At 71.4% G+C, this 19,206-nt stretch carries 19 protein-coding genes; 9 read left to right on the top strand and 10 right to left on the bottom strand.

The window, feature by feature from the left end; all coding sequences use genetic code 11:
• Window positions 1-16: 16 nt before the first annotated feature.
• Complete coding sequence (locus ACWGPF_RS09490) at window positions 17-1,246, bottom strand: MFS transporter (RefSeq protein WP_452332591.1); 1,230 nt, start codon at window positions 1,244-1,246, stop codon at window positions 17-19.
• A gap of 92 nt (window positions 1,247-1,338) precedes the next feature.
• On the opposite strand from ACWGPF_RS09490, the gene ACWGPF_RS09485 reads away from it, so the two are divergent.
• Entirely contained in the window at window positions 1,339-1,917 is a 579-nt protein-coding gene (locus ACWGPF_RS09485) for a TetR family transcriptional regulator (RefSeq protein ID WP_452332590.1), read from the top strand.
• A gap of 187 nt (window positions 1,918-2,104) precedes the next feature.
• Window positions 2,105-3,007: a hypothetical protein gene (locus ACWGPF_RS09480; RefSeq protein ID WP_452332589.1), complete on the top strand. Its 903-nt coding sequence runs from the start codon at window positions 2,105-2,107 to the stop codon at window positions 3,005-3,007.
• A gap of 28 nt (window positions 3,008-3,035) precedes the next feature.
• Here ACWGPF_RS09480 and ACWGPF_RS09475 read toward each other — a convergent pair whose 3' ends face one another.
• Complete coding sequence (locus ACWGPF_RS09475; protein WP_452332608.1) at window positions 3,036-3,296, bottom strand: helix-turn-helix domain-containing protein; 261 nt, start codon at window positions 3,294-3,296, stop codon at window positions 3,036-3,038.
• 59 nt (window positions 3,297-3,355) lie between these two features.
• On the opposite strand from ACWGPF_RS09475, the gene map reads away from it, so the two are divergent.
• Both map and ACWGPF_RS09465 read left to right on the top strand, forming a co-directional pair.
• Window positions 3,356-4,126, top strand: a complete 771-nt coding sequence (gene map, locus ACWGPF_RS09470; protein WP_452332588.1) for a type I methionyl aminopeptidase — start codon at window positions 3,356-3,358, stop codon at window positions 4,124-4,126.
• A 267-nt stretch (window positions 4,127-4,393) separates the two neighbouring features.
• Window positions 4,394-4,840 (top strand): MarR family winged helix-turn-helix transcriptional regulator, encoded by a 447-nt coding sequence (locus ACWGPF_RS09465; protein ID WP_452332587.1) that lies wholly within the window; start codon window positions 4,394-4,396, stop codon window positions 4,838-4,840.
• On the opposite strand, the gene ACWGPF_RS09460 is transcribed toward ACWGPF_RS09465, so the two are convergent.
• Window positions 4,822-6,225 carry an MFS transporter gene (locus ACWGPF_RS09460; protein WP_452332586.1) on the bottom strand — a complete coding sequence of 468 codons (1,404 nt, stop codon included), beginning with the start codon at window positions 6,223-6,225 and terminating at the stop codon, window positions 4,822-4,824. The two genes, ACWGPF_RS09465 and ACWGPF_RS09460, sit on opposite strands and share 19 nt — an antisense overlap.
• A 62-nt stretch (window positions 6,226-6,287) precedes the next feature.
• On the opposite strand from ACWGPF_RS09460, the gene poxB reads away from it, so the two are divergent.
• Window positions 6,288-8,012 carry a ubiquinone-dependent pyruvate dehydrogenase gene (gene poxB / locus ACWGPF_RS09455; RefSeq protein WP_452332585.1) on the top strand — a complete coding sequence of 575 codons (1,725 nt, stop codon included), beginning with the start codon at window positions 6,288-6,290 and terminating at the stop codon, window positions 8,010-8,012.
• A gap of 19 nt (window positions 8,013-8,031) precedes the next feature.
• Window positions 8,032-9,528 carry a carboxylesterase/lipase family protein gene (locus tag ACWGPF_RS09450; protein ID WP_452332584.1) on the top strand — a complete coding sequence of 499 codons (1,497 nt, stop codon included), beginning with the start codon at window positions 8,032-8,034 and terminating at the stop codon, window positions 9,526-9,528.
• A gap of 6 nt (window positions 9,529-9,534) precedes the next feature.
• On the opposite strand, the gene ACWGPF_RS09445 is transcribed toward ACWGPF_RS09450, so the two are convergent.
• Genes ACWGPF_RS09445 through ACWGPF_RS09430 form a run of 4 tightly spaced genes read right to left on the bottom strand, consistent with a single transcriptional unit; the run spans window position 9,535 to window position 13,464 of the window.
• Window positions 9,535-10,521, bottom strand: a complete 987-nt coding sequence (locus ACWGPF_RS09445) for an LLM class F420-dependent oxidoreductase (RefSeq protein WP_452332583.1) — start codon at window positions 10,519-10,521, stop codon at window positions 9,535-9,537.
• Window positions 10,522-10,530: 9 nt separating this feature from the next.
• The gene (locus tag ACWGPF_RS09440; RefSeq protein WP_452332582.1) at window positions 10,531-11,538 is read right to left on the bottom strand and encodes a DNA-methyltransferase; all 1,008 of its coding nucleotides are present in this window, start codon (window positions 11,536-11,538) and stop codon (window positions 10,531-10,533) included.
• The gene (locus ACWGPF_RS09435) at window positions 11,535-12,584 is read right to left on the bottom strand and encodes a lipoate--protein ligase family protein (protein ID WP_452332581.1); all 1,050 of its coding nucleotides are present in this window, start codon (window positions 12,582-12,584) and stop codon (window positions 11,535-11,537) included. Before ACWGPF_RS09435 ends, ACWGPF_RS09440 begins: the two co-directional genes overlap by 4 nt.
• Window positions 12,585-12,606: 22 nt before the next feature.
• Window positions 12,607-13,464, bottom strand: a complete 858-nt coding sequence (locus ACWGPF_RS09430; RefSeq protein WP_452332580.1) for an alpha/beta fold hydrolase — start codon at window positions 13,462-13,464, stop codon at window positions 12,607-12,609.
• 59 nt (window positions 13,465-13,523) lie between these two features.
• Here ACWGPF_RS09430 and ACWGPF_RS09425 point away from each other — a divergent pair, with 59 nt between their 5' ends.
• Genes ACWGPF_RS09425 through ACWGPF_RS09415 form a run of 3 tightly spaced genes read left to right on the top strand, consistent with a single transcriptional unit; the run spans window position 13,524 to window position 15,762 of the window.
• Window positions 13,524-13,964 carry a MarR family winged helix-turn-helix transcriptional regulator gene (locus tag ACWGPF_RS09425; protein ID WP_452332579.1) on the top strand — a complete coding sequence of 147 codons (441 nt, stop codon included), beginning with the start codon at window positions 13,524-13,526 and terminating at the stop codon, window positions 13,962-13,964.
• Between the two features lie 5 nt (window positions 13,965-13,969).
• Window positions 13,970-15,367, top strand: coding sequence for an MFS transporter (locus ACWGPF_RS09420; RefSeq protein ID WP_452332607.1), 1,398 nt, complete (start codon window positions 13,970-13,972; stop codon window positions 15,365-15,367).
• A complete protein-coding gene (locus tag ACWGPF_RS09415) occupies window positions 15,364-15,762 on the top strand; it encodes an L-rhamnose mutarotase (protein WP_452332578.1) in 399 nt (132 codons plus the stop codon). Before ACWGPF_RS09420 ends, ACWGPF_RS09415 begins: the two co-directional genes overlap by 4 nt.
• A 15-nt stretch (window positions 15,763-15,777) precedes the next feature.
• Here the strand turns inward: ACWGPF_RS09415 and ACWGPF_RS09410 are convergent, their stop codons facing one another.
• From ACWGPF_RS09410 to ACWGPF_RS09400, 3 genes are read right to left on the bottom strand one after another with little or no spacing between them, the layout of a single operon-like run.
• The gene (locus tag ACWGPF_RS09410) at window positions 15,778-16,623 is read right to left on the bottom strand and encodes a transglutaminase family protein (protein ID WP_452332577.1); all 846 of its coding nucleotides are present in this window, start codon (window positions 16,621-16,623) and stop codon (window positions 15,778-15,780) included.
• Complete coding sequence (locus ACWGPF_RS09405) at window positions 16,620-17,552, bottom strand: alpha-E domain-containing protein (RefSeq protein ID WP_345441421.1); 933 nt, start codon at window positions 17,550-17,552, stop codon at window positions 16,620-16,622. Before ACWGPF_RS09405 ends, ACWGPF_RS09410 begins: the two co-directional genes overlap by 4 nt.
• Before the next feature lie 2 nt (window positions 17,553-17,554).
• A complete protein-coding gene (locus tag ACWGPF_RS09400) occupies window positions 17,555-19,168 on the bottom strand; it encodes a circularly permuted type 2 ATP-grasp protein (protein WP_452332576.1) in 1,614 nt (537 codons plus the stop codon).
• Window positions 19,169-19,206 lie beyond the last annotated feature (38 nt).

The raw sequence follows: 19,206 nt of genomic DNA, 5'->3' as shown, positions 1-19,206 counted from the left end.
CGCGACCGAGACCGCGTCACGCGAAGGCGCGGCGGCGCTGCACGACCCAGACCGCGAGGGCCAGGAGCAGCAGAGCGGCTCCCGCCCCCGCGACGGAGGACCATCCGCCGCCGGCCCACAGTGCACCGGCGAGTGCCGAGCCGGCGGCTCCGCCGAGGAAGTTGCCGACGACGAGAACCGTGTTGAGCCGACTGCGCGCAGACGGATCGATCGCGAGCATGCGGGTCTGGACGAGCACCATCGCGGACTGCACGCCGACCGAGTAGACGGCGATCACGACGATGACGACCGCGAGCCGAGCGGGTGCGCTCGCCGCGAGGACGACCGCGAGCCGAGCGGGTGCGCTCGCCGCGAGGACGAGCGCCGCGCACGCGAGCGCGAGTCCCCCGGCGATGGCGGGGACGGCGAGACCGCGATCGGCGAGTCTCCCCACGCGCTGCGCGGCGACGGCTCCGCCGATGCCGACGAGGTTGACGAGCCCGATCTGCGTGGCGGAGAACCCGAAGGGCGCCGAGGAGAGGAGGAAGGTCAGCCCCGTCCAGAACAGCGTGAACGACGCCATCGTCACGGCGCCCACGACGACGAGCCACCGCGCGGTCCGGCTCGCGAAGGGCGTCCGCACGACGGCGAGAAGGAGCGCCGGGTACGGTGCCGTCGCCCGCGGAGCGAGCCGCGGAAGCGCGCGCCGCATGACGACGGCGAGGGCGAGCATGAGCGCGGCGACCGCGGCGTAGAGCACGCGCCATCCGACGAGATCGGTCAGCACGCCGCTGACCGCGCGCGCGATCATGATGCCCAGCAGCAGTCCGGAGGCGACGATCCCGATGACCCGGCCGCGCCGGTCGTCTGCGGCGAGGTCGCCCGCGAGCGGGGCGAGGAACTGCCCCGAGACCGTCGTCACGCCGACGAGGGAGAGGGCGACCACGAGGACGGGGAACGACGGCGCGGCCGCGCCGACCGCCAGCATCGCGGCGGCGAGGACCATGAGCAGCGGGATGACGCGGGCACGGTCCACGATGTCGCCCAGTGGCACGAGAAGGAAGATCCCGACGGCGTAGCCGAGCTGGGTGACGGTGATGAGCAGGCCCGCCGTCTCGGAGGTCACCCCGAGATCGACGGCGATGACGGCGAGGATGGGCTGCGCCCAGTAGAGATTGCCGACGGCGGCGCCTCCCGCGACGGCGAAGAGGAAGGCCAGGCGAGTCGTCATCCCGGAGGGCGACGTGCGCTCGGAACGCTCGGTCATCTGTGCTCCACTCATCTCCAACGATACCGTTGGGAAAACGATAGGGGATCCTGCGGGAGGATTGCAACGCAGGCGTTGGAAATGGGGAAGACATGGCATGGGACACCGAGGCCACCAAGCGCAGGATCCTCGACGCGGCGACGGCGGAGTTCGTCGCCCATGGGCTCCACGGCACGACGATCGAGCGGATCGCGCGCCGCGCGTCGGTCAACAAGGAGCGCATCTACAACTACTTCGGCGGCAAGCCCGCACTCTTCGCCGAGGTCCTGCGGAGCAAGGTGGAGGAGGGGGTCGGCTCCGTCGCGTTCACCGGCGCCGCCGTCGAGGAGGTCGCGGACTTCGCGGAGAGACTGGTCGCGTTCAACCGGAGCCGACCCGACCTCATCCGGCTCCTCGCATGGGAGGCACTCGCGTACACCGACGAGGTGCCGGACGAGTCCGCGCGCGTCGAGATGTACCGGGAGCGCACGGAGGCTCTCGCCGCGGCGCAGGACGACGGCGCGCTGACGAGCGCCTTCACACCCGAGATGCTCCACGTCCTGCTGCTCTCGCTCGCAGGATACGGCGCCCTCCTCCCCCACGTCGTCCGCATGATCACGGGCCTCAGCCCCGACGACGAGCACTACCGCGCAGCCGTGGTCGAGGCGGCGCGACGACTCGCCGCCCCCTGAGCGGCGCACAACTTAGCGACTCGGTCCCGCTGCCCGCCAGGATGCCCAGGTCGGGTCCCCGCGGTGCCCGCGATGCCAGACGACGGCCGGATGGAGAACGCGTGACGGTCTCGTTACGCACCCCGGCGCAGCATCCCGGGATCCCTAGATTGAGCCGCGTCAGCTCGGTCTGAGGAAGGGACCCCCGATGGACACCGCCCCGACGTCGTCTCGCCCGGCACACCTCTCCCGCCGCTCTCTGCTCATCGGAGCGGCGGCCGGCGCGGCGGCCATCCCCTTCATCGGGGGTCCGGTGCACGCCGCGGACGGCCCGATCAGTCGGCTCCCCGGCGAGGTCGCGCGCACGAGCATCGTCAGCCGGTTCGGCCAGCCGTACGAGGAGATCGACGTCGACATCGACGGCGACCTCACCCGGCTGTTCGTGCCGCACACGGCGGTGCGCAAGCCCGCGACGACGCTGCAGGCGATGCTCTGGTACTACCACTCCAACGCCTCCACCCACACCGCCCTCTCGACGGCGTACAAGTGGAACGCGGAGATGGCCCTGCGCGAGGGCGCCATCTGCATCTGCCCGAGCTACGGCGGCAACACGTACGTCAACGACGAGGCGATCACGCGCCAGAAGCGCGTCGCGAAGTGGGTGAACAACGTCTTCCCCATCGGGCTGAGCTTCGCGCGCGCCAACTCCGGGGGCGCGGCGCTCATGGCGTTCGCGTATGCGCGGAACCTCCTGCCGCGCCAGCGCGGGTTCTACAGCGCGAACGGGCTGCTCAACCTCGTCGAGACCGCCGCGAAGGAGGAGGCGCTGGGACGCACGGGCGTGCTCGCCGCGTACGACGGCGACTGGGACAAGATCCGCGCCACCAATCCGACCTATCTCGCGGGGTCGGTGTGGACGGGCAAGCGCATGCGGTTCGTCATGTCCGACGACGACCTGCTCTGCCCACCGGAGTACCACGGCTCCCGCATCGTGGCGAGGGCGACGGGAGCCCTCGAGCGCAGCGTGCTCTGGCACGACCAGGGGCACGTCGTGCCCGGCAGCTCGCACCAGGACATGATCGACACCTTTCGGCGCTGGCTCGCCGTGTGACCACCGGCGCGGTGACCACCGACGCGCGTCAGCGACGGGCCGGGGCGCCCTCCCTGGCCACCACGGCGAGCTCGTCGAGCGAGAGCCCGAGCACGGCGGCGACGGCGGAGACGGTCGCGAACGACGGTGTCACGAGGCGACCCGTCTCGATCTTGCGAAGCGTCTCGGGCGACACCCCCGCCTCCCCCGCGACCGCAAGGATCGACCGGTCGCCGCGCGCCGCACGCAGCGCCGCGCCCAGGCGCCGTCCGCGCGCGATCTCCTCGGGAGTATGAGGCAGCCGGACCATCATGCCGCAAGTCTATCGGTATTATCAGACCGGTACTTTCATACCGGAGGGGATACACCGTGATCGAGATCCTGAGCGCTCGCGAGCTGGCGGCCGCGCGCGGCTCCGGCGCCATCGTCGGCGGCATCCTGCAGGAGCTGCGCCGACGTGCCGCCGTCGGCGTCAATCTGCTCCAGATCGACGAGTGGGCACGCGAGCTCATCCTGGGGTCGGGTGCCGACTCCTGCTATGTCGACTACGCCCCGTCGTTCGGGCGCGGGCCGTTCGGCCACTGGATCTGCACGGCCGTGAACGACGCCGTGCTGCACGGCATGCCGCACGACTACGCGCTCCGGTCGGGCGACCTGCTGACGCTCGACCTCGCCGTGATCAAGGGCGGGGTCGCCGCGGATGCCGCGATCAGCTTCATCGTCGGCGCCGAGCGCCCCTCCGGGAGCACGGCGCTCATCGAGACGACGGAGCGCGCGCTCCTCGCGGGCATCGACGCCGCACGCCCCGGCAACCGCATCGGCGACATCTCCCATGCGATCGGATCGGTCCTCACCGAGGCGGGCTACGCCGTCAACACCGAGTTCGGCGGTCACGGCATCGGCAGCACCATGCACGGCGACCCGCACGTGCCGAACCGAGGACGACCGGGGCGCGGGTACCGCCTGCGGCCGGGGCTCCTGCTCGCCCTCGAGCCGTGGGTGATGGCCGACACCGACGAGCTCGTCACCGACGCCGACGGATGGACCCTCCGCAGCGCGACGGGGTGCCTGACCGCCCACAGCGAGCACACCGTCGCCATCACCGACGGGGCGGCCGAGGTGCTCACGCTGGCACCGTGAGCGCCGCTTCCTGACCGCCCGCTATGCCCCACAGATGAAATCACGGAAACATAACGACACCCCTTGTCACCCGTTACCTCGCCGTTATAGAGTCATCGCAAGGCAGCTGTTTTGCTGTGGCAGCTGCCGACATGTGATTGCAGGACACTCTTGGTGCAAGGGACAAGGGCCGGGCGGCTTCCTCTCCGCCCGGCCCTTACTTGTGTCTCGCGCATCGCCCAGCGCACCGAGACCTATAGGCGTGCATAGACCGCTACCCTGGGACGCATGGCCGACCGCAGACTCGCTATCGCAGCGTGGGAGAGCCTCTTCCGGGCGCAGCACGAGGTGTTCGAGGAGATCTCGACCGACTTCGTCGGCACCGACCTGTCGCAGGCCGAGTACGACGTGCTCCTCACCGTGACGCGCGCGCCCGACATGACCTCGCGCCTGCGGGATGTGACGGCGAACATGCTCATCAGCCAGCCGAGCGTGTCGCGGCTCGTCGACCGGATGGTCGGCCGAGGCCTCGTGACGAAGTGCAGCGATCCCGACGACGGACGCGGGTCGCTCGTCACGGCGACCGACGTCGGCGCGCATGCCTTCCGCGCCATCGGCGCCGCCCACGGCCGCCGGATCGCCGAGCGCATGTCGTGCCTCGACGACGACGAGCTGCAGCAGCTGCTCGTCCTCACCGAGAAGCTGCGCGGGACGAGCTACTCCGCCGCTCTCTGATCCGCCGGCGGAAGCAGCGCGCCGGCAGCCGACGCGCCGGAGCCCGGCACGGGCCCGCCCACCGCGTCATCCGTCTGCTCCTCCGTCGCCGCGGGCTCCTCCAGGAACCGCCGCGACAGCGTGCGATACGCCGGAAGCAGGAACCCGCCGAGAGCGAGCAGCACAGCGACGACCCCCGCGATGACGAAGACGAGCGCGATGCCGCGCGCGTCGCCCTCGCCGACGAGCCATCCCCACTGCGCCTGCCCCTCCGCCGTCCGCAGATGCGGGATCACCCAGAACTGCGCGATGGGTGCGACGAGGAACGACGTCACGGGCGCCGACGCGGCCTCGAACGTCATCGCGAATCCGAACACGCGCCCCTGCTTCTCGTACGGCGTGACCTTCTGGATGACCGTCTGCTCGGCCGCCTCGACGGCCGGCATGAGCGCCATGAACGTCCACAGCCCCGCGATGTAGAGCCAGGCCCACTCCCTCACCGTGAAGACGGCGCCCACGACGCCGACGAGCGCCGCGATGACGAGCATCGTGCGGATGGGGTTGCGCCCGAGCCCCGCCTTCGCGATGACCGCGCCGCCGACGATGAACCCCGTCGACCCGACCGCCAGCCAGATGCCCCACATCTCCACGCCGAACATCTCGATCCCGTACGGGTCCATGAGCGCCATGTAGACGCCGCCGACGAGGTTGTTGAGCGTCGTGAAGAGGATGAGGGTGAGCAGCCCCGGCACGAGCCGCACGGCGCGGAAGCCGCCCGCGACGTCCACCCAGCGCGTCTGCCCCTCGGCGTGCACGATCTCGGGCTCCGGGATGCGGATGGCCGCGAGGTGCACGAGCGACAGCGCGATGAGCACGAGGGCGATGAGGATGGACGGGCCCATGCCGAGCAGGCCGACCGACAGTCCGCTGAAGACGCTCGTCACGAGGAACGCGAGTCCCTGCACCGTGCCCACCATGCCGTTCGCGTTCGCGTGCTTCTCGGTCGGGACGAGCAGCGTCACGGTCGTCGACAGCGCGATGTTGCGCAGCTGCTCGACGACGGCTCCCGCGAGCATGACGACGGCGAAGATCCAGAACCACGGCTGCGAGAGGTCGATCATGCGCTCCTCGCCGAGCACGAAGAAGAACGCCCCGTCGGCGCAGAACACGGCGAACGCTGCGAGCGTCGCCCACATCATGACGGCCTTCTTGCGGAACCGGTCCACGATCGTGCCGAACATCATGCTGAACAGCGCGATGAACAGCATGTAGGCCCCGCCGATGACGCCCGTCGCGACGACGTTCTCCGTCTCGACGTAGATCCAGAAGGTGAGCGCCCACCACAGATAGCTCGTCGTGAGGTTCGCGAACGCCGTGTTGACGAGCACGTGGACGAAGGTGCGCATGCGTGAATGCTTGCAAAAGGCAAGTGGCCCGTCAAGGCCCAGGCAGGCGTAGCGTCGATGCCATGGTCAACGTCGCAGAGAACATCGTCGAGACACTCGCCGCGAACGGGGTCGACCGCGTCTACGGCATCCCGGGAGACTCGCTCAACGGATTCACCGACGCCCTGCGGGCCGACGGCACCATCCGCTGGGTCCACGTGCGCCATGAGGAGTCGGCCGCCTTCGCCGCCGCCGCCGACGCGGCCGTCACGGGCGAACTCGCCGTCGTCGCCGGGTCGTGCGGGCCGGGCAACCTCCACCTCATCAACGGCCTCTACGACGCGAACCGGTCGCGCGTGCCCGTCCTCGCGATCGCCGCGCACATCCCGACCTCGGAGATCGGCACCACCTACTTCCAGGAGACGCACCCGCAGGAGCTCTTCCGCGAGTGCAGCGTCTACGTCGAGTACGTCGCCGACCCGCATCAGATGCCGCGTGTGCTCGAGATCGCGATGCGCGCGGCCATCCAGGAGCGCGGCGTCGCGGTCGTCGTCATCCCGGGCGACGTCGCGCTCGCCGACGCCGTCTCCGACCGCGTCACCGTCATCGAGCGCGCCCAGCCCGTCGTCGTGCCGAGCGAGCGGGAGCTCGACCGCGCCGCCGAGCTGCTGAACGGGGCGGGGAAGGTCACGATCCTCGCCGGCGCGGGCGTCGAGGGCGCCCACGCCGAGGTCGTCGCGCTCGCCGACCGCCTCGCCGCGCCGATCGTGCACGCGCTGCGCGGCAAGGAGTTCATCGAGTACGACAACCCGTACGACGTCGGCATGACGGGGCTGCTCGGCTTCGCCTCCGGCTACCGCGCGATGGAGGGCGCCGACGCGCTCCTCATGCTCGGAACCGACTTCCCGTACCCGCAGTTCTACCCCGAGCACGCCACGACCATCCAGGTCGACATCCGCGGCACCCAGCTCGGCCGACGCCATCCGCTCGACCTCGGGCTCGTGGGCGACGTGAAGGCGACGGCGTCGGCCCTCCTCCCCCGACTCTCGGACGGACGCGACCGCGGCCACCTCGAGGATGCCCGCGCGCACTACGCCAAGACCCGCAAGAAGCTCGACGATCTCGCCGTGCCTCGCCACGGCTCGCAGCCCATCCATCCGCAGTACCTCGCGCGCCTCCTCGACGAGGCGGCCGCCGACGACGCCGTGTTCACGGCCGACGTGGGCTCGCCCACCGTGTGGGCAGCGCGCTACCTCACCATGAACGGCCGGCGCCGGCTCATCGGGTCGTTCAGCCACGGCTCCATGGCGAACGCGCTGCTGCATGGCATCGGAGCGCAGGTCGCGCAGCCCGGGCGCCAGGTCGTCGCGCTGGCGGGCGACGGCGGTCTCGCCATGATGCTGGGCGAGCTCATCACACTCACGCAGAACGGCCTGCCCGTGAAGACCGTCGTCGTGAACAACTCCTCCCTCAACTTCGTCGAGCTGGAGATGAAGGCCGCGGGCTTCGTGACGTACGGCACCGACCTCGCGAACCCCGACTTCGCGGCCGTCGCGAACGCCCTCGGCATCAAGGGCATCCGCGTGGAGCGCTCGACCGACCTCCCCGCGGCGATCGCCGAGCTGCTCGCCCACGACGGCCCCGCCCTCCTCGACGTCGTCACGGAGCGCCAGGAGCTGTCGATGCCGCCGACCGTGACGGCCGAGCAGGTGAAGGGCTTCGCGCTGTACGCCATCCGCACGGTCATGTCGGGCCGAGGCGACGAGCTGCTCGACCTCGCGAAGGCGAACTGGCGCCAGCTCTTCTGACGGGCGCGATACTGGTGGCGTGACCCCGAGCACGCCCGCCGATCCGCCGCGCCTGGAACAGCCCGTCGTCGCCACCGCGTCGGGCCGCGTCCGCGGGTTCTGGCGCGGCGGTTGCGCGACCTTCCTCGGCATCCCCTACGCGCAGCCGCCGGTCGGTCCGCTGCGGTTCCAGGCTCCCGTCCCGCACGAACCGTGGGAGGGTGTCCGCGACGCCACGACGCAGGGGGCGACGCCGCAGCGCGGGGCGACGGGGATCACGCTCATCCCCGAGCCGTCGGTGCCCGGGCGCTCGACCCTCAACGTCAACGTGTTCACGCCGTCGCCGTCACCCGATGCGGCGCTCCCCGTCCTCGTCTACATCCACGGCGGGGCCTACGTGTCGGGCTCGATCGCGAGCCCCTGGTACGACGGGCGCTCCTTCGCGCGCGACGGCGTCGTCGTCGTGACGGTGTCGTACCGTCTCGGCTTCGACGGATTCGGATGGATCGCCGACGCGCCGTCCAACCGCGGCGTACGCGACTGGATGGCCGCGCTCGAGTGGGTGCAGGGCAATGTCCGGGCGTTCGGCGGCGACCCCGACCGCGTGACCATCGCAGGGCAGTCGGCGGGCGCGGGCGCCGTGCTCACCCTGCTCGCGATGCCCGCGGCGCAGCACCTCTTCCACGCCGTGTGGGCGATGTCGGCCACGGTCGGCGCGATCACGCCGGAGGAGGCGGAGCGCTTCGGACGGCGAGCGGCGGAGGCCGCCGGAGTGGAGCCGACCGTGGAGGGCTGGCGGGCCCTCACCGAGCGACAGGTGCGAGAGGCGGCGGCCGACCTCATCGCGATGCGCGACCTGCACGGCGCCCAAGCCGTGCTGTCGGATGGGCTGCGCCTCGGCCCTGCCATCGACGGAGAGCTCGTGCTCGAGCCGACCCTGCGCGCCCTCGCCCGCGGCGTGGGCGCAGACAAGCCGCTCGTGATCGGCACGACCGACGACGAGTTCTCGATGATCGTCGACGACCATCGTCGCTGGCTGCGCTGGGTGCCGGCGGCGCTCGTGCTCGCGGTGCTCGGTCTGCCGCGGCGCCGCCGCCGGCCGTACCTGAAGGCCAACGCGGCGCTGCGGAAGGAGCGCGGCGTCGCCGCCGCGATCGGCCGCTTCGTGACCGACGCGCTCTTCCGCCGCCACGTCATCCGCGTCGGGCGCGCGCGGTCGGCCGCATCCGGCGCACGCACGTGGGCCTACCGCTTCGAGTGGGTCTCGCCCGCGCGCGGATGGTCGCTGCACTGCCTCGACGTGCCGTTCTTCTTCGACGTGCTCGATGCCGAGGGCGTCGAACTCATGACGGGGGACGACCCGCCGCAGGCGCTCGCCGACGCGGTGCACGGCGCCGCGGTCGGCTTCGCCCGGACGGGCGCGGCCGATTGGAGCCCGTGGTCGGCGGGATCGACCCCGTCGCGCGTCTTCGCCCATCCCGAGCCGTTCGCGCGCGAGTCGCTCGACGCATACGACGGCGTCCTGCCGCTCACGTGAGACCGCTCAGGCGAGGGCGGGGATGATGCGCGATTCGAACAGCTCCACGCCGGACACGTCGTACGCCGCCTCCGGGAAGTAGTGGATGGCGTACGCGAGCCCCTGCTCGCCGAGCGCCGCGAGGCGCTCCGTGACCTGCTCGACCGTTCCCACCGCCGCCGACGCCCGGTAGTCGGCGAGGATGCGGTCGGCGTGCGCGTCTCCCACATGCGGGCGCAGGCGCGCGTCGACCGCGGCGAGGCGCTCCTGCACCTCCGCCTCCGTCTCGCCGATCACGGTGTTGTAGTTCGCCGACCGCGTGATCTCGGAGACGTCGCGCCCGATCGTCTCGCAGTGGCCGCGCAGCACGGCGCTCTTGTGGGCGAAGCCCTCGGGATCGCCGGAGAAGTTCGTGTACTGCGCGTACTGCGCCGCGATCCGCAGCGTGACCTTCTCGCCGCCGCCCGAGATCCAGAACGGGATGCCGGGACGCTGGACGGGCAGCGGCCGCACGATCGCGCCGTCCACCTGGAAGTAGCGGCCGTCGAGCGTGGCCGTGCCCGTCTCCCACGCCTGCTTCATGATCTCGACGCCCTCGCGCAGCATCCGCAGCCGGTCGCCGATCTCGGGGAAGCCGTAGCCGTAGGCGCGCCATTCGTGCTCGTACCAGCCGCCGCCGATGCCCATCTCGACGCGTCCGTGCGACACGTGGTCGACGGTCGCCGCGACCTTCGCGAGGTAGGCGGGATTGCGGTAGCCCATGCACGTGCACATCTGGCCGAGCCGGATGCGCGTGGTCGACGCGGCCAAGGCGGACATCAGCGTCCACGCCTCGTGCGTCGCCTCCTGGGAGGGGACGGGCGTCGTGTGGAAGTGGTCGTAGACCCAGAGCGACTCCCACGGGCCGGCGTCGGCGCGGCGCGCGAGCGAGAGCATGGCGTCCCACTGGTCGGACGGGTCGATGCCGACGAGGTCGAATCGCCAGCCCTGGGGGATGAAGGTTCCGAAGCGCATGCCGCCAGGCTAGCGGCGCAGCACGACCCGCGCGTCGGGGATGCGATCGCCCATGATCCGGATGGCGTCGGGGTTGTCGTCGACGAGCACGGCGTCGCGTCCGAGCGCGGCGGCGACGGCGCCCGTCGTGCCGCTGCCGGCGAACATGTCGAGCACCCGGTCGCCGGGGCGCGACGACGCCTGGATGATGCGCCGCAGGATGCCCTCGGGCTTCTGCGTCGCGTAGCCCGTGCGCTCGGGGCCGCTCGTCGGCACGATCGTGTGCCACCAGACATCCGTCGGCAGCTTGCCGCGCCGGGCCTTCTCGCGCGTCACGAGGCCCGGCGCCATGTAGGGCTCGCGGTCGACGGCGTCGGAGTCGAACCAGTACCGGTCGGGGTCCTTCACGTACACGAGGATCGTGTCGTGCTTCGTGGGCCACCGGCTCTTCGACTTCGCTCCGTAGTCGTACGCCCAGATGAGCTCGTTGAGGAACGAGTCGCGCCCGAACACGGCGTCGAGCATGACCTTCGCGTAGTGCGCCTCGCGGTAGTCGAGGTGCAGGTAGAGGGTGCCGTCGTCGGCGAGCAGCCGCCACGCCTCCTCGATGCGCGGCACGAGGAATCCCCAGTAGTCGTCGAACCGGTCGTCGAATGAGCGCAGGGCTCCGCGCACGCGCTGATAGCTGCGGCCGTGGAACCCCGTGTGCTTCGTCGCGCGCAGCTCGGCGGCGCGCTCGTCGGCGTCGACGAGCCGCTCGATGTCGTCGACCGTGCCGAACAGGGCGCCGTCCTCCACGGCGGCGTCGTCGACGGGCTCGGGCCGCGTGTCCGGCACGGCGAACGAGACGCCCCGCCGACTCTCGTCGGTCTCGCGCCCGCGCCCCGTGTTGAAGGGCGGGTCGAGGTACGCGATCGTGAACGCGCCGTCGGGCAGGGTGCGCACGACGTCGAGGTTGTCGCCGTAGTGGATGGTCACGGCCCCGCGCCCCGCGGCGAGCGCATCGAGCGGGACGTCTTCCAGGATGTCGCCGCTCACGGGACGCGGTGGAGCCACGCGTCGGTGGCGAACTTCGTCTCGACGAGCCGCTCGGCCTCGGCGAGCTCGTCCGGCGAGACGCTCCTCATCTCGGCGCCCGTAAACGCGCGGAACGACGCGATGAAGCGGTCGATGATCTCGCGCCGCGCCATCCCCGTCTGGCTGCGGATGGGGTCGACGCGCTTCGCGGCGGACGTCGTGCCCTTGTCGCTCAGCTTCTCGCGGCCGATGCGGAGCACCTCCGTCATGACCTGCCCGTCGATGTCGTACGACAGCGTCGCGTGGTGCAGCACGCCGCCGTTGGCGAGGCGCTTCTGCGCGGCGCCGCCGATCTTCCCGGACGGGCTCGCGATGTCGTTGAGCGGCTGGTAGGTCGCCTCGATCCCGATGCCGCGCAGCGCCTGCAGCACCCAGTCGTCGAGGAACGCGTACGAGTCGGCGAACGTCAGTCCCGCCACGAGCGACGCCGGCACGTAGAGCGAGTACGTGATGATCTGCTCGGCGCCCATGAGCATGGCGCCTCCGCCCGAGATGCGGCGCACGACCTGGAAGCCGTGGCGCGCTGCCCCCTCCGGGTCGACCTCGTTGCGGTACGACTGGAACGACCCGATGACGACGGCCGACTCGTCCCACTCCCAGATGCGCAGTGTCGGCCTGCGGCGGCCGTCGCCGACGCGGTCGGTGAGCACCTCGTCGAGCGCGAGGTTCATGAGCGGCGAGACGGCGGGGTCGTCGACGACCTCCCACTCGAAGTCGCTCCACGACGACGCGGTGACGAGGGCGCGGCGCACGGCGGTGCCGACCGCCTCGGGCGTGAACCCGAGCATCTGCACGCCGTCCGGCAGCTGAGCGCGGATGGCCGCGGCGATCGCCGGCACGTCGGCCGTGTCGGGCATGCCCGTGACGGCGCGGTTGATGTCGTCGAGCGCCGTGTCGGGCTCGAGGAAGAAGTCGCCGGCGAGATGGAACGAGGCGATCCTCCCGGCCTCGACCTCGAGGTCGACGACCACGAGCTTTCCTCCGGGGACCTTGTACTCGCCGTGCACGGGTCCAGCCTACGGCGCTTCGCTAGACGACGGCGGGGAAGCGCGCGTCGAGCCACGCGACGATGTCGGAGCGCACCTCGCCCTGCACGGGCTCGTTGAGGATCTCGTGCCGGCCGTCGTAGACGTGCACCGTGACATCCGAGAGCCCCGCGCGCCGCCGATACGCGTCGGCGAGGCGGTGCACGGACCGGGGACCTCCCACGCTGTCGTCGCGCCCGACGAGCAGGAGCACGGGCACGTCGGCGCCGGCCTCCCGGCGCAGCCCGCGCCGCGGGCGCCCCACCAGCCGGAGCGTATCGGCGACGCCGAAGAGTTTCGCGAGCGGCACGTCGACCGTGAGCGGGTCGGCGAGAAAGGCCCTCTGCACGGACTCGTCAGTCGAGAGCCACTCCACGCCGTTCGCCTCGGGGGTCTTCCACCGCGCGTTGAGATCGCCGGCGTTGAGGGAGCCCGGCCAGCGCAGCGACGACCCGACGAGCACGATCGCGTCGTAGGCGCCCGGATGACGGTCGAACAGGATCTGCGCGAGGAACGACCCCCACGAGTGGCCGAGGAGCACGAGCGGCAGACCCGGCCGCTCCGCGCGGATGCGCTCGCTCAGCTGCCGCACGGCGGCGACGGCTGCGCGGTGCCCGCCGACGCCGAGGCGGCCGAGCTTCTCGGCCGTGCCGTGCTGGCGCATCCCCGTGCGCCCGTGGCCGCGGTGGTCGTCGGCGTACACGACCCAGCCGGCGGCGGCGAGCTCGTCCGCGAGGGCGGCATAGCGGCCCGCGTGCTCGCCCACCCCGTGCAGCACCTGGACGACGCCGCGCGGCGCTCCCTCCGGCTCGTGGACGTCGTAGACGATGGCGACGCCGTACGCGTCGGCGAACTCGGGCATGCCGCGATGCTACACCGCCATTCCCTTAGCAAGGCTAATGAGCTAGGCTAATGATTGACATGGCTAAACAATCCGCATCCACGAAGCTCGTCGCCGACGCCTCCGAGATCCGGGCCGCCGTCTTCCGCCTCTCCCGCCGCCTCAAGCAGCAGCGCGCCGTCTCCGACATGCCGGACGGCCAGTTCGCGGTCCTCGTCGCCCTGAAGATCCACGGGCCCCACACGCTCACCGCCCTCGCCGAGCGCGAAGGCGTGACGGCGCCGTCCATGAACCGCACGGTGAACGCGCTCGAGGAGCGCGGCCACCTCACGAGGACGGAGGACGGCGCCGACCGCCGCCGCGTCGTCATCGAGATCACGCCGACGGGGCGCTCGGTCGTTCAGGACACCGTGCGACGCCGCGACGAGTGGCTGGCGAAGGTGCTCGCACGCCTTGACGCTGGCGACCGCGAGACACTGCTCGCGGCCGCGGCGATCATCATGAGGGAGGTCGAGCGATGACCGCGATGTTCCGCTCCTTCGCCTCGTTCAACTACCGCATCTGGTTCCTCGGCGCCCTCGTCTCCAACATCGGCGGCTGGATGCAGTCGACGGCGCAGGACTGGGTCGTCCTCACCGAGCTCACCGACAACGACGCCACCGCCATGGGCGTCACGATGGCCCTGCAGTTCGGGCCGCCCCTCGTGCTCGTGAGCGTGACGGGCTGGATCGCCGACCGGTTCGACCGCCGACGCCTGCTCATGGTGACGCAGACGGCGCTCCTCCTTCTCGCGCTCGCCGTCGGGGCGCTGCTGGTCGCAGGGGCTATGACCCTGCCGCTCATGCTCGTCTTCGCCCTCCTCTTCGGCATCGCCAACGCCTTCGACAGCCCGGCGCGCCAGGCGTTCGTCTCCGACGTCGTGGAGCGGCGGTTCGCCGCGAACGCGGTCGCGCTCAACTCGGCGTCGTTCAACATGGCGCGCCTCATCGGCCCCGCCGTCGGCGGCCTGCTGATCGTCGCGGTGGGCAGCGGCTGGGTGTTCTTCCTCAACGCCGCGACGTTCCTCGCCATGCTCCTCGCGCTCGCCGCCATGCGCACGCGCGAGCTCGTGCCGCGCCCGCGCGGCCAGGGAGCAGCGCGGCTCGCCGACGGCTTCCGCTACGTCGCCCGCAGGCCCGACCTCATCGTCGCGTTCGTGATGGTGTTCCTCGTCGGCGCCTTCGGCATGAACTTCCCGATCTTCGCCTCCACCATGGCCATCGAGTTCGGGCACGGGGCCGACGGGTACGGCATCCTGAGCTCCGTGCTCGCGGTCGGATCGCTCACGGGCGCCCTGCTGGCCGCGCGTCGCGAGCGCGCCCGGCTGCGCGTCGTCATGATCGCGGCGGGCGGCTTCGGCGCCGCCTCGCTCGTCTCCGCCGCCATGCCGAGCTACTGGAGCTACGCGGCCGTCCTCGTGTTCGTCGGCTTCGGCACTGTGACGATGCTGACGACGGCGAACGGGTACGTGCAGACGAACTCCGACCCCGCGCTGCGCGGCCGCGTGCTCGCGCTCTACATGGCCGTCATCATGGGCTCGACACCCATCGGCGCGCCCATCGCCGGCTGGGTCGCCGACGCGTTCGGGCCGCGCGCCGCGATCGTGCTCGGCGGGGCCGCGGGCATCCTCGCCTTCCTCATCGGGCTCGCGTGGGTGATCTGGTCGGGGCGCCTGCACCGGTCGTCGGAGCGGCGCTTCGCCGTCACGCTCGACGAGACCCGCCCGCTCGAGATCGTCACGCGCGCGAACGCCGTCGTCGCGCCCGAGGAGTTCAGCGACCAGGTCGCGCAGACCACGGCCATCCGCGTCGACGATCGCGACGACGACGACGACGACGATACGATGGAAAACGCTTCCCTGCGACAGAGAGGTCCCCGTCCATGAGCCCAGCGCCGCAACCCGAGAACACAGCCCCGCAGCCCGAGAGCACAGCCCCGCAGCGCGTCTGCTTCCGTCTGCAGGTCCGTCCGGAGCTGATGGACGAGTACATCGCCCGGCACAGCCCGGTCTGGCCCGAGATGCTCGAGGAGATCGCCGCCTCCGGCCGCCGTGACTACTCGATCTTCCACCTCGGAGGCGGCGTGCTCGTCGGCTTCTACGAGACCGACGACGACGCGGCGTCGCAGGCCTACCTGGCGCAGTCGGAGGTCGCAGCCCGCTGGGAGGAGTCGATGGCGCCCTTCTTCGTCGCGCTCGACGGCCGCGCCGACCAGGGGGTCGCGCATCTCCCCGAGGTGTTCCACCTGGAGTCGCAGCTGCGCGAGGCGCGCGGGGCCTGAGCCGCGCGCCCTCCGCTACGCCTCGCGCGTGATCGTGACGCGCACGTGCAGCTCGCTCTCGCACGGCCCGGCGTAGACGCCGCGCAACGGCGGCACGTCGCCGTAGTCGCGGCCGCGTCCGACGAGCACATGCCGGTCGCCCGACGGCGCGCCCGCCGTGGCATCGAACCCGTGCCATCCGCCCGCGAAGTACTCGACCCAGGCGTGCGACTCGGTCGCGACCGCGACGCCGATGTCGGCGTTCTCGCGCGGGTGGAGGTAGCCCGAGACGTACCGGGCAGGGATGCCGGCGGCGCGCAGCCCTCCGATGACGAGATGCGTGATGTCCTGGCAGACGCCCTGCCGCTTGTCCCACGCGTCCGCGGCCGTGGAGTGCACACCCGTGACGCCGCGCACGTACGACACCGCATCGCCGAGCGTCGTCGCGATCGCCGTCGCCGCGGCGGCGGGGTCGTCATGGCGCCGCGCGATCTCGCGCGCGATGTCGGCGACCTCGGGATGGGGCCGGGTGCGGTCGGTCTGCGCGAGGTGCTCGACCGTCTCGACGTCGCGCTCGACGTCGCGCGCGAGGCGCTCCCACGTCGTCTCGACCGCTTCGGCGTGCGCCGCGCGCACCTCGACGAGGCTGCGCGAGGTGATCATCAGCTCGGTGTGCGGCGTCAGCACGTCGAAGCTCGACACGCGCGTGCCGAAGTAGTCGGCGTACGAGCTCACGGGCACCTGCGGGCGGATCTCGAGGTTCGCGCTCAGCACGAACTGGCTGTCGGTCGTGCCCGGGAGCATGCGGGCCTCGTTGTAGGAGGCCGTGACCGTCTCGCTGTAGCGGAAGCCGGTCTCGTGCTCGATGCGCAGTCGCTTCATGAGGTCTCTCCGATCCAGCTGGGCTCCGCCTGCGTCGGGAAGAAGCGGCGCCCGATCGCCTCCGACGCCTCCCGCGTCACGATCTGCACGTTCTCCATGTGCTCGTGGAGGTCGCCGATGATCTCCTCGATCGGCGTGTACTCGAGCTCGTTCCGCAGCTTGCCGAATGCGCGCAGCACGGCGTTGGAGTGCCCGACCCGGTCGGCGACCGGCTCGATCGCGCTCATGCACTGCTCGGCCGTCGTGATCGATGCGATCACCGACCGCGGGAACAGCCGGTCGAGCAGGAGGAACTCCGCCGCGTTGACGGCGCTCGGCATGCCGCGGTACGTGCGCAGGTACGGCTCGTATCCGCCGCACGAGCGCAGGATGGTCGTCCACGACGGCCCCGACGCCTCGGTCAGCGCGCGCGTCGCGAGCAGGCGGGCCGTCATGTCGGCGCGTTCGATGGCGCGTCCGAGCGCGAAGAACTGCCACGCCTCGTCGCGGCTCGTCGACGCCTCGACGACGCCCACCGCGAGAGCCGCCCTCTCGCGCACCCACTTGAAGTACTCGTGCGCCTTCTCGCTCTGGAGGCGCCGCGGCAGGCGCGCGCTCGTCGTGTTCAGGCACTCCCACAGCTCGGTCGAGACGATCTCGCGCGCACGCCGCGCGTTCTCTCGCGCGGCGCGGATCGACGAGGCGATGCTCGAGAGGTTGTCGCGCGCCACGCCGAGCTGCTCGAGCACGTATCCGCGTGTCATGGGGCCGTCGTGCTCGGGCGGGACGGCACCGATGACCGACATCAGCGAACGGCAGGCGGTGTCCTCGTCGATCCACGGGTCCTCGAGGAGCAGCTGCAGGTGGACGTCGAGGATGCGCGCCGTCCCGTCGCTGCGCTCGATGTAGCGCCCGATCCAGAACAGCGACTCGGCGATGCGGCTCAGCATGATCACGCCTCCCCGCCCGACTGGTGCTGCTCCTGCAGGCTGCCGACGATCGGGATGGCCTGCGTGACGGTCGACGCCTGGTCGGCCACGAGACCGGCGAGACCCTGGCCCTGCCCGTACTCGACGCGCGCGGGCGACTCGCCTCCCACGATCCAGGTGTCCTTCGAGCCGCCGCCCTGACTGGAGTTCACGACGAGCTGCCCCTCCGGGAGCGCCACGCGCGTGAGCCCGCCCGGCAGCACCCAGACGTCGTTGCCGTCGTTGACGGCGAACGGCCGCAGGTCGGCGTGCCGCGGTCGCATCCCGTCGTCGACGAGGGTCGGGATGGTCGAGAGCATGACGACGGGCTGCGCGATCCATCCGCGCGGGTCGGCGACGAGGCGCTTGCGCAGCGCCTCGAGCTCGGCGGGAGACGCGTCCGGCCCCACCACGAGTCCCTTGCCGCCGGAGCCGTCGACGGGCTTCACGACGAGCTCGTCCAGGCGGTCGAGCACCTCCTCGAGGGCGCCGGGATCCTCCAGGCGCCACGTGTCGACGTTCTGGAGGATGGGCTCCTCGCTGAGGTAGTAGCGGATGAGGTCGGGCACGTACGTGTAGGTGAGCTTGTCGTCGGCGACGCCGTTGCCGACCGCGTTCGCGATCGTCACGTTGCCCAGGCGCGCGGCGAGCAGGATGCCCGGCGCCCCCAGCATCGAGTCGGCGCGGAACTGCAGCGGGTCGAGGAAGTCGTCGTCGACCCGGCGGTAGATGACGTCGACGCGACGCGGACCGCGCGTGGTGTGCATGAAGACCTTGCCGCCCGCGCAGAACAGATCCCGGCCCTCGACGAGCTCGACGCCCATGAGGCGCGCGAGCAGCGTGTGCTCGAAGTACGCCGAGTTGTAGACGCCGGGCGTCAGCACGACGACGTGCGGGTCGTCGACGCCGGGAGGGGCGCTCGCGCGCAGGGCCGACAGCAGCCGGTTGGGGTAGTCGCCGACGGGGCGCACCTGCATGGAGTGGAACAGCTCGGGGAGCGTCTGGGCCATCACGCGGCGGTTGGAGATGACGTAGCTCACGCCGCTCGGCACGCGGACGTTGTCCTCGAGCACCCGCATCTCGCCGTGCTCGTCTCGGATGAGGTCGATGCCGGCGACCTGGATGCGCACGCCGTTGGCGGGGTGGATGCCGGCCGCCTGCCGGTAGAAGTACTGGCTCGACGCGACCAGGGAGGCGGGCAGCACGCCGTCGCGCACGCAGTGCCGGCGACCGTACACGTCGTCGAGGAACGCCTCGAGCGCCTTCACGCGCTGCGCGACGCCCGCCGATACGCGGCTCCACTCGTCCTCGTGGATGACGCGCGGCACGGCGTCGAGCGGGAAGGGCCGCTCCTCCCCCGCGAAGTCGAACGTGACGCCCTGCGCGAGATAGGAGTTGGCGAGCGACTCGGTGCGCCCGCGCAGCTCGTCCTGCGTCAGGCGCGCCAGCGCCGTATGCAGCTCGCGGTACGCGTCGCGGGCCCCTGCGGGCCCTCCCTCCGCCCGCGGATCGCCGAACATCTCGTCGAACGCGGGGGTGCCATCCGCCGCCGTGCGGGGTGACAGCGTGGAGCCGTAGCCGTCGAACAGGTCGCCCATACCGGCGAGAGTAGACCCGGGTGATTGCCGGGAGGTTA

The sequence above is a fragment of the Microbacterium sp. NPDC055683 genome (assembly GCF_053617895.1).
This window is presented reverse-complemented; position numbering and strand designations above follow the sequence as displayed.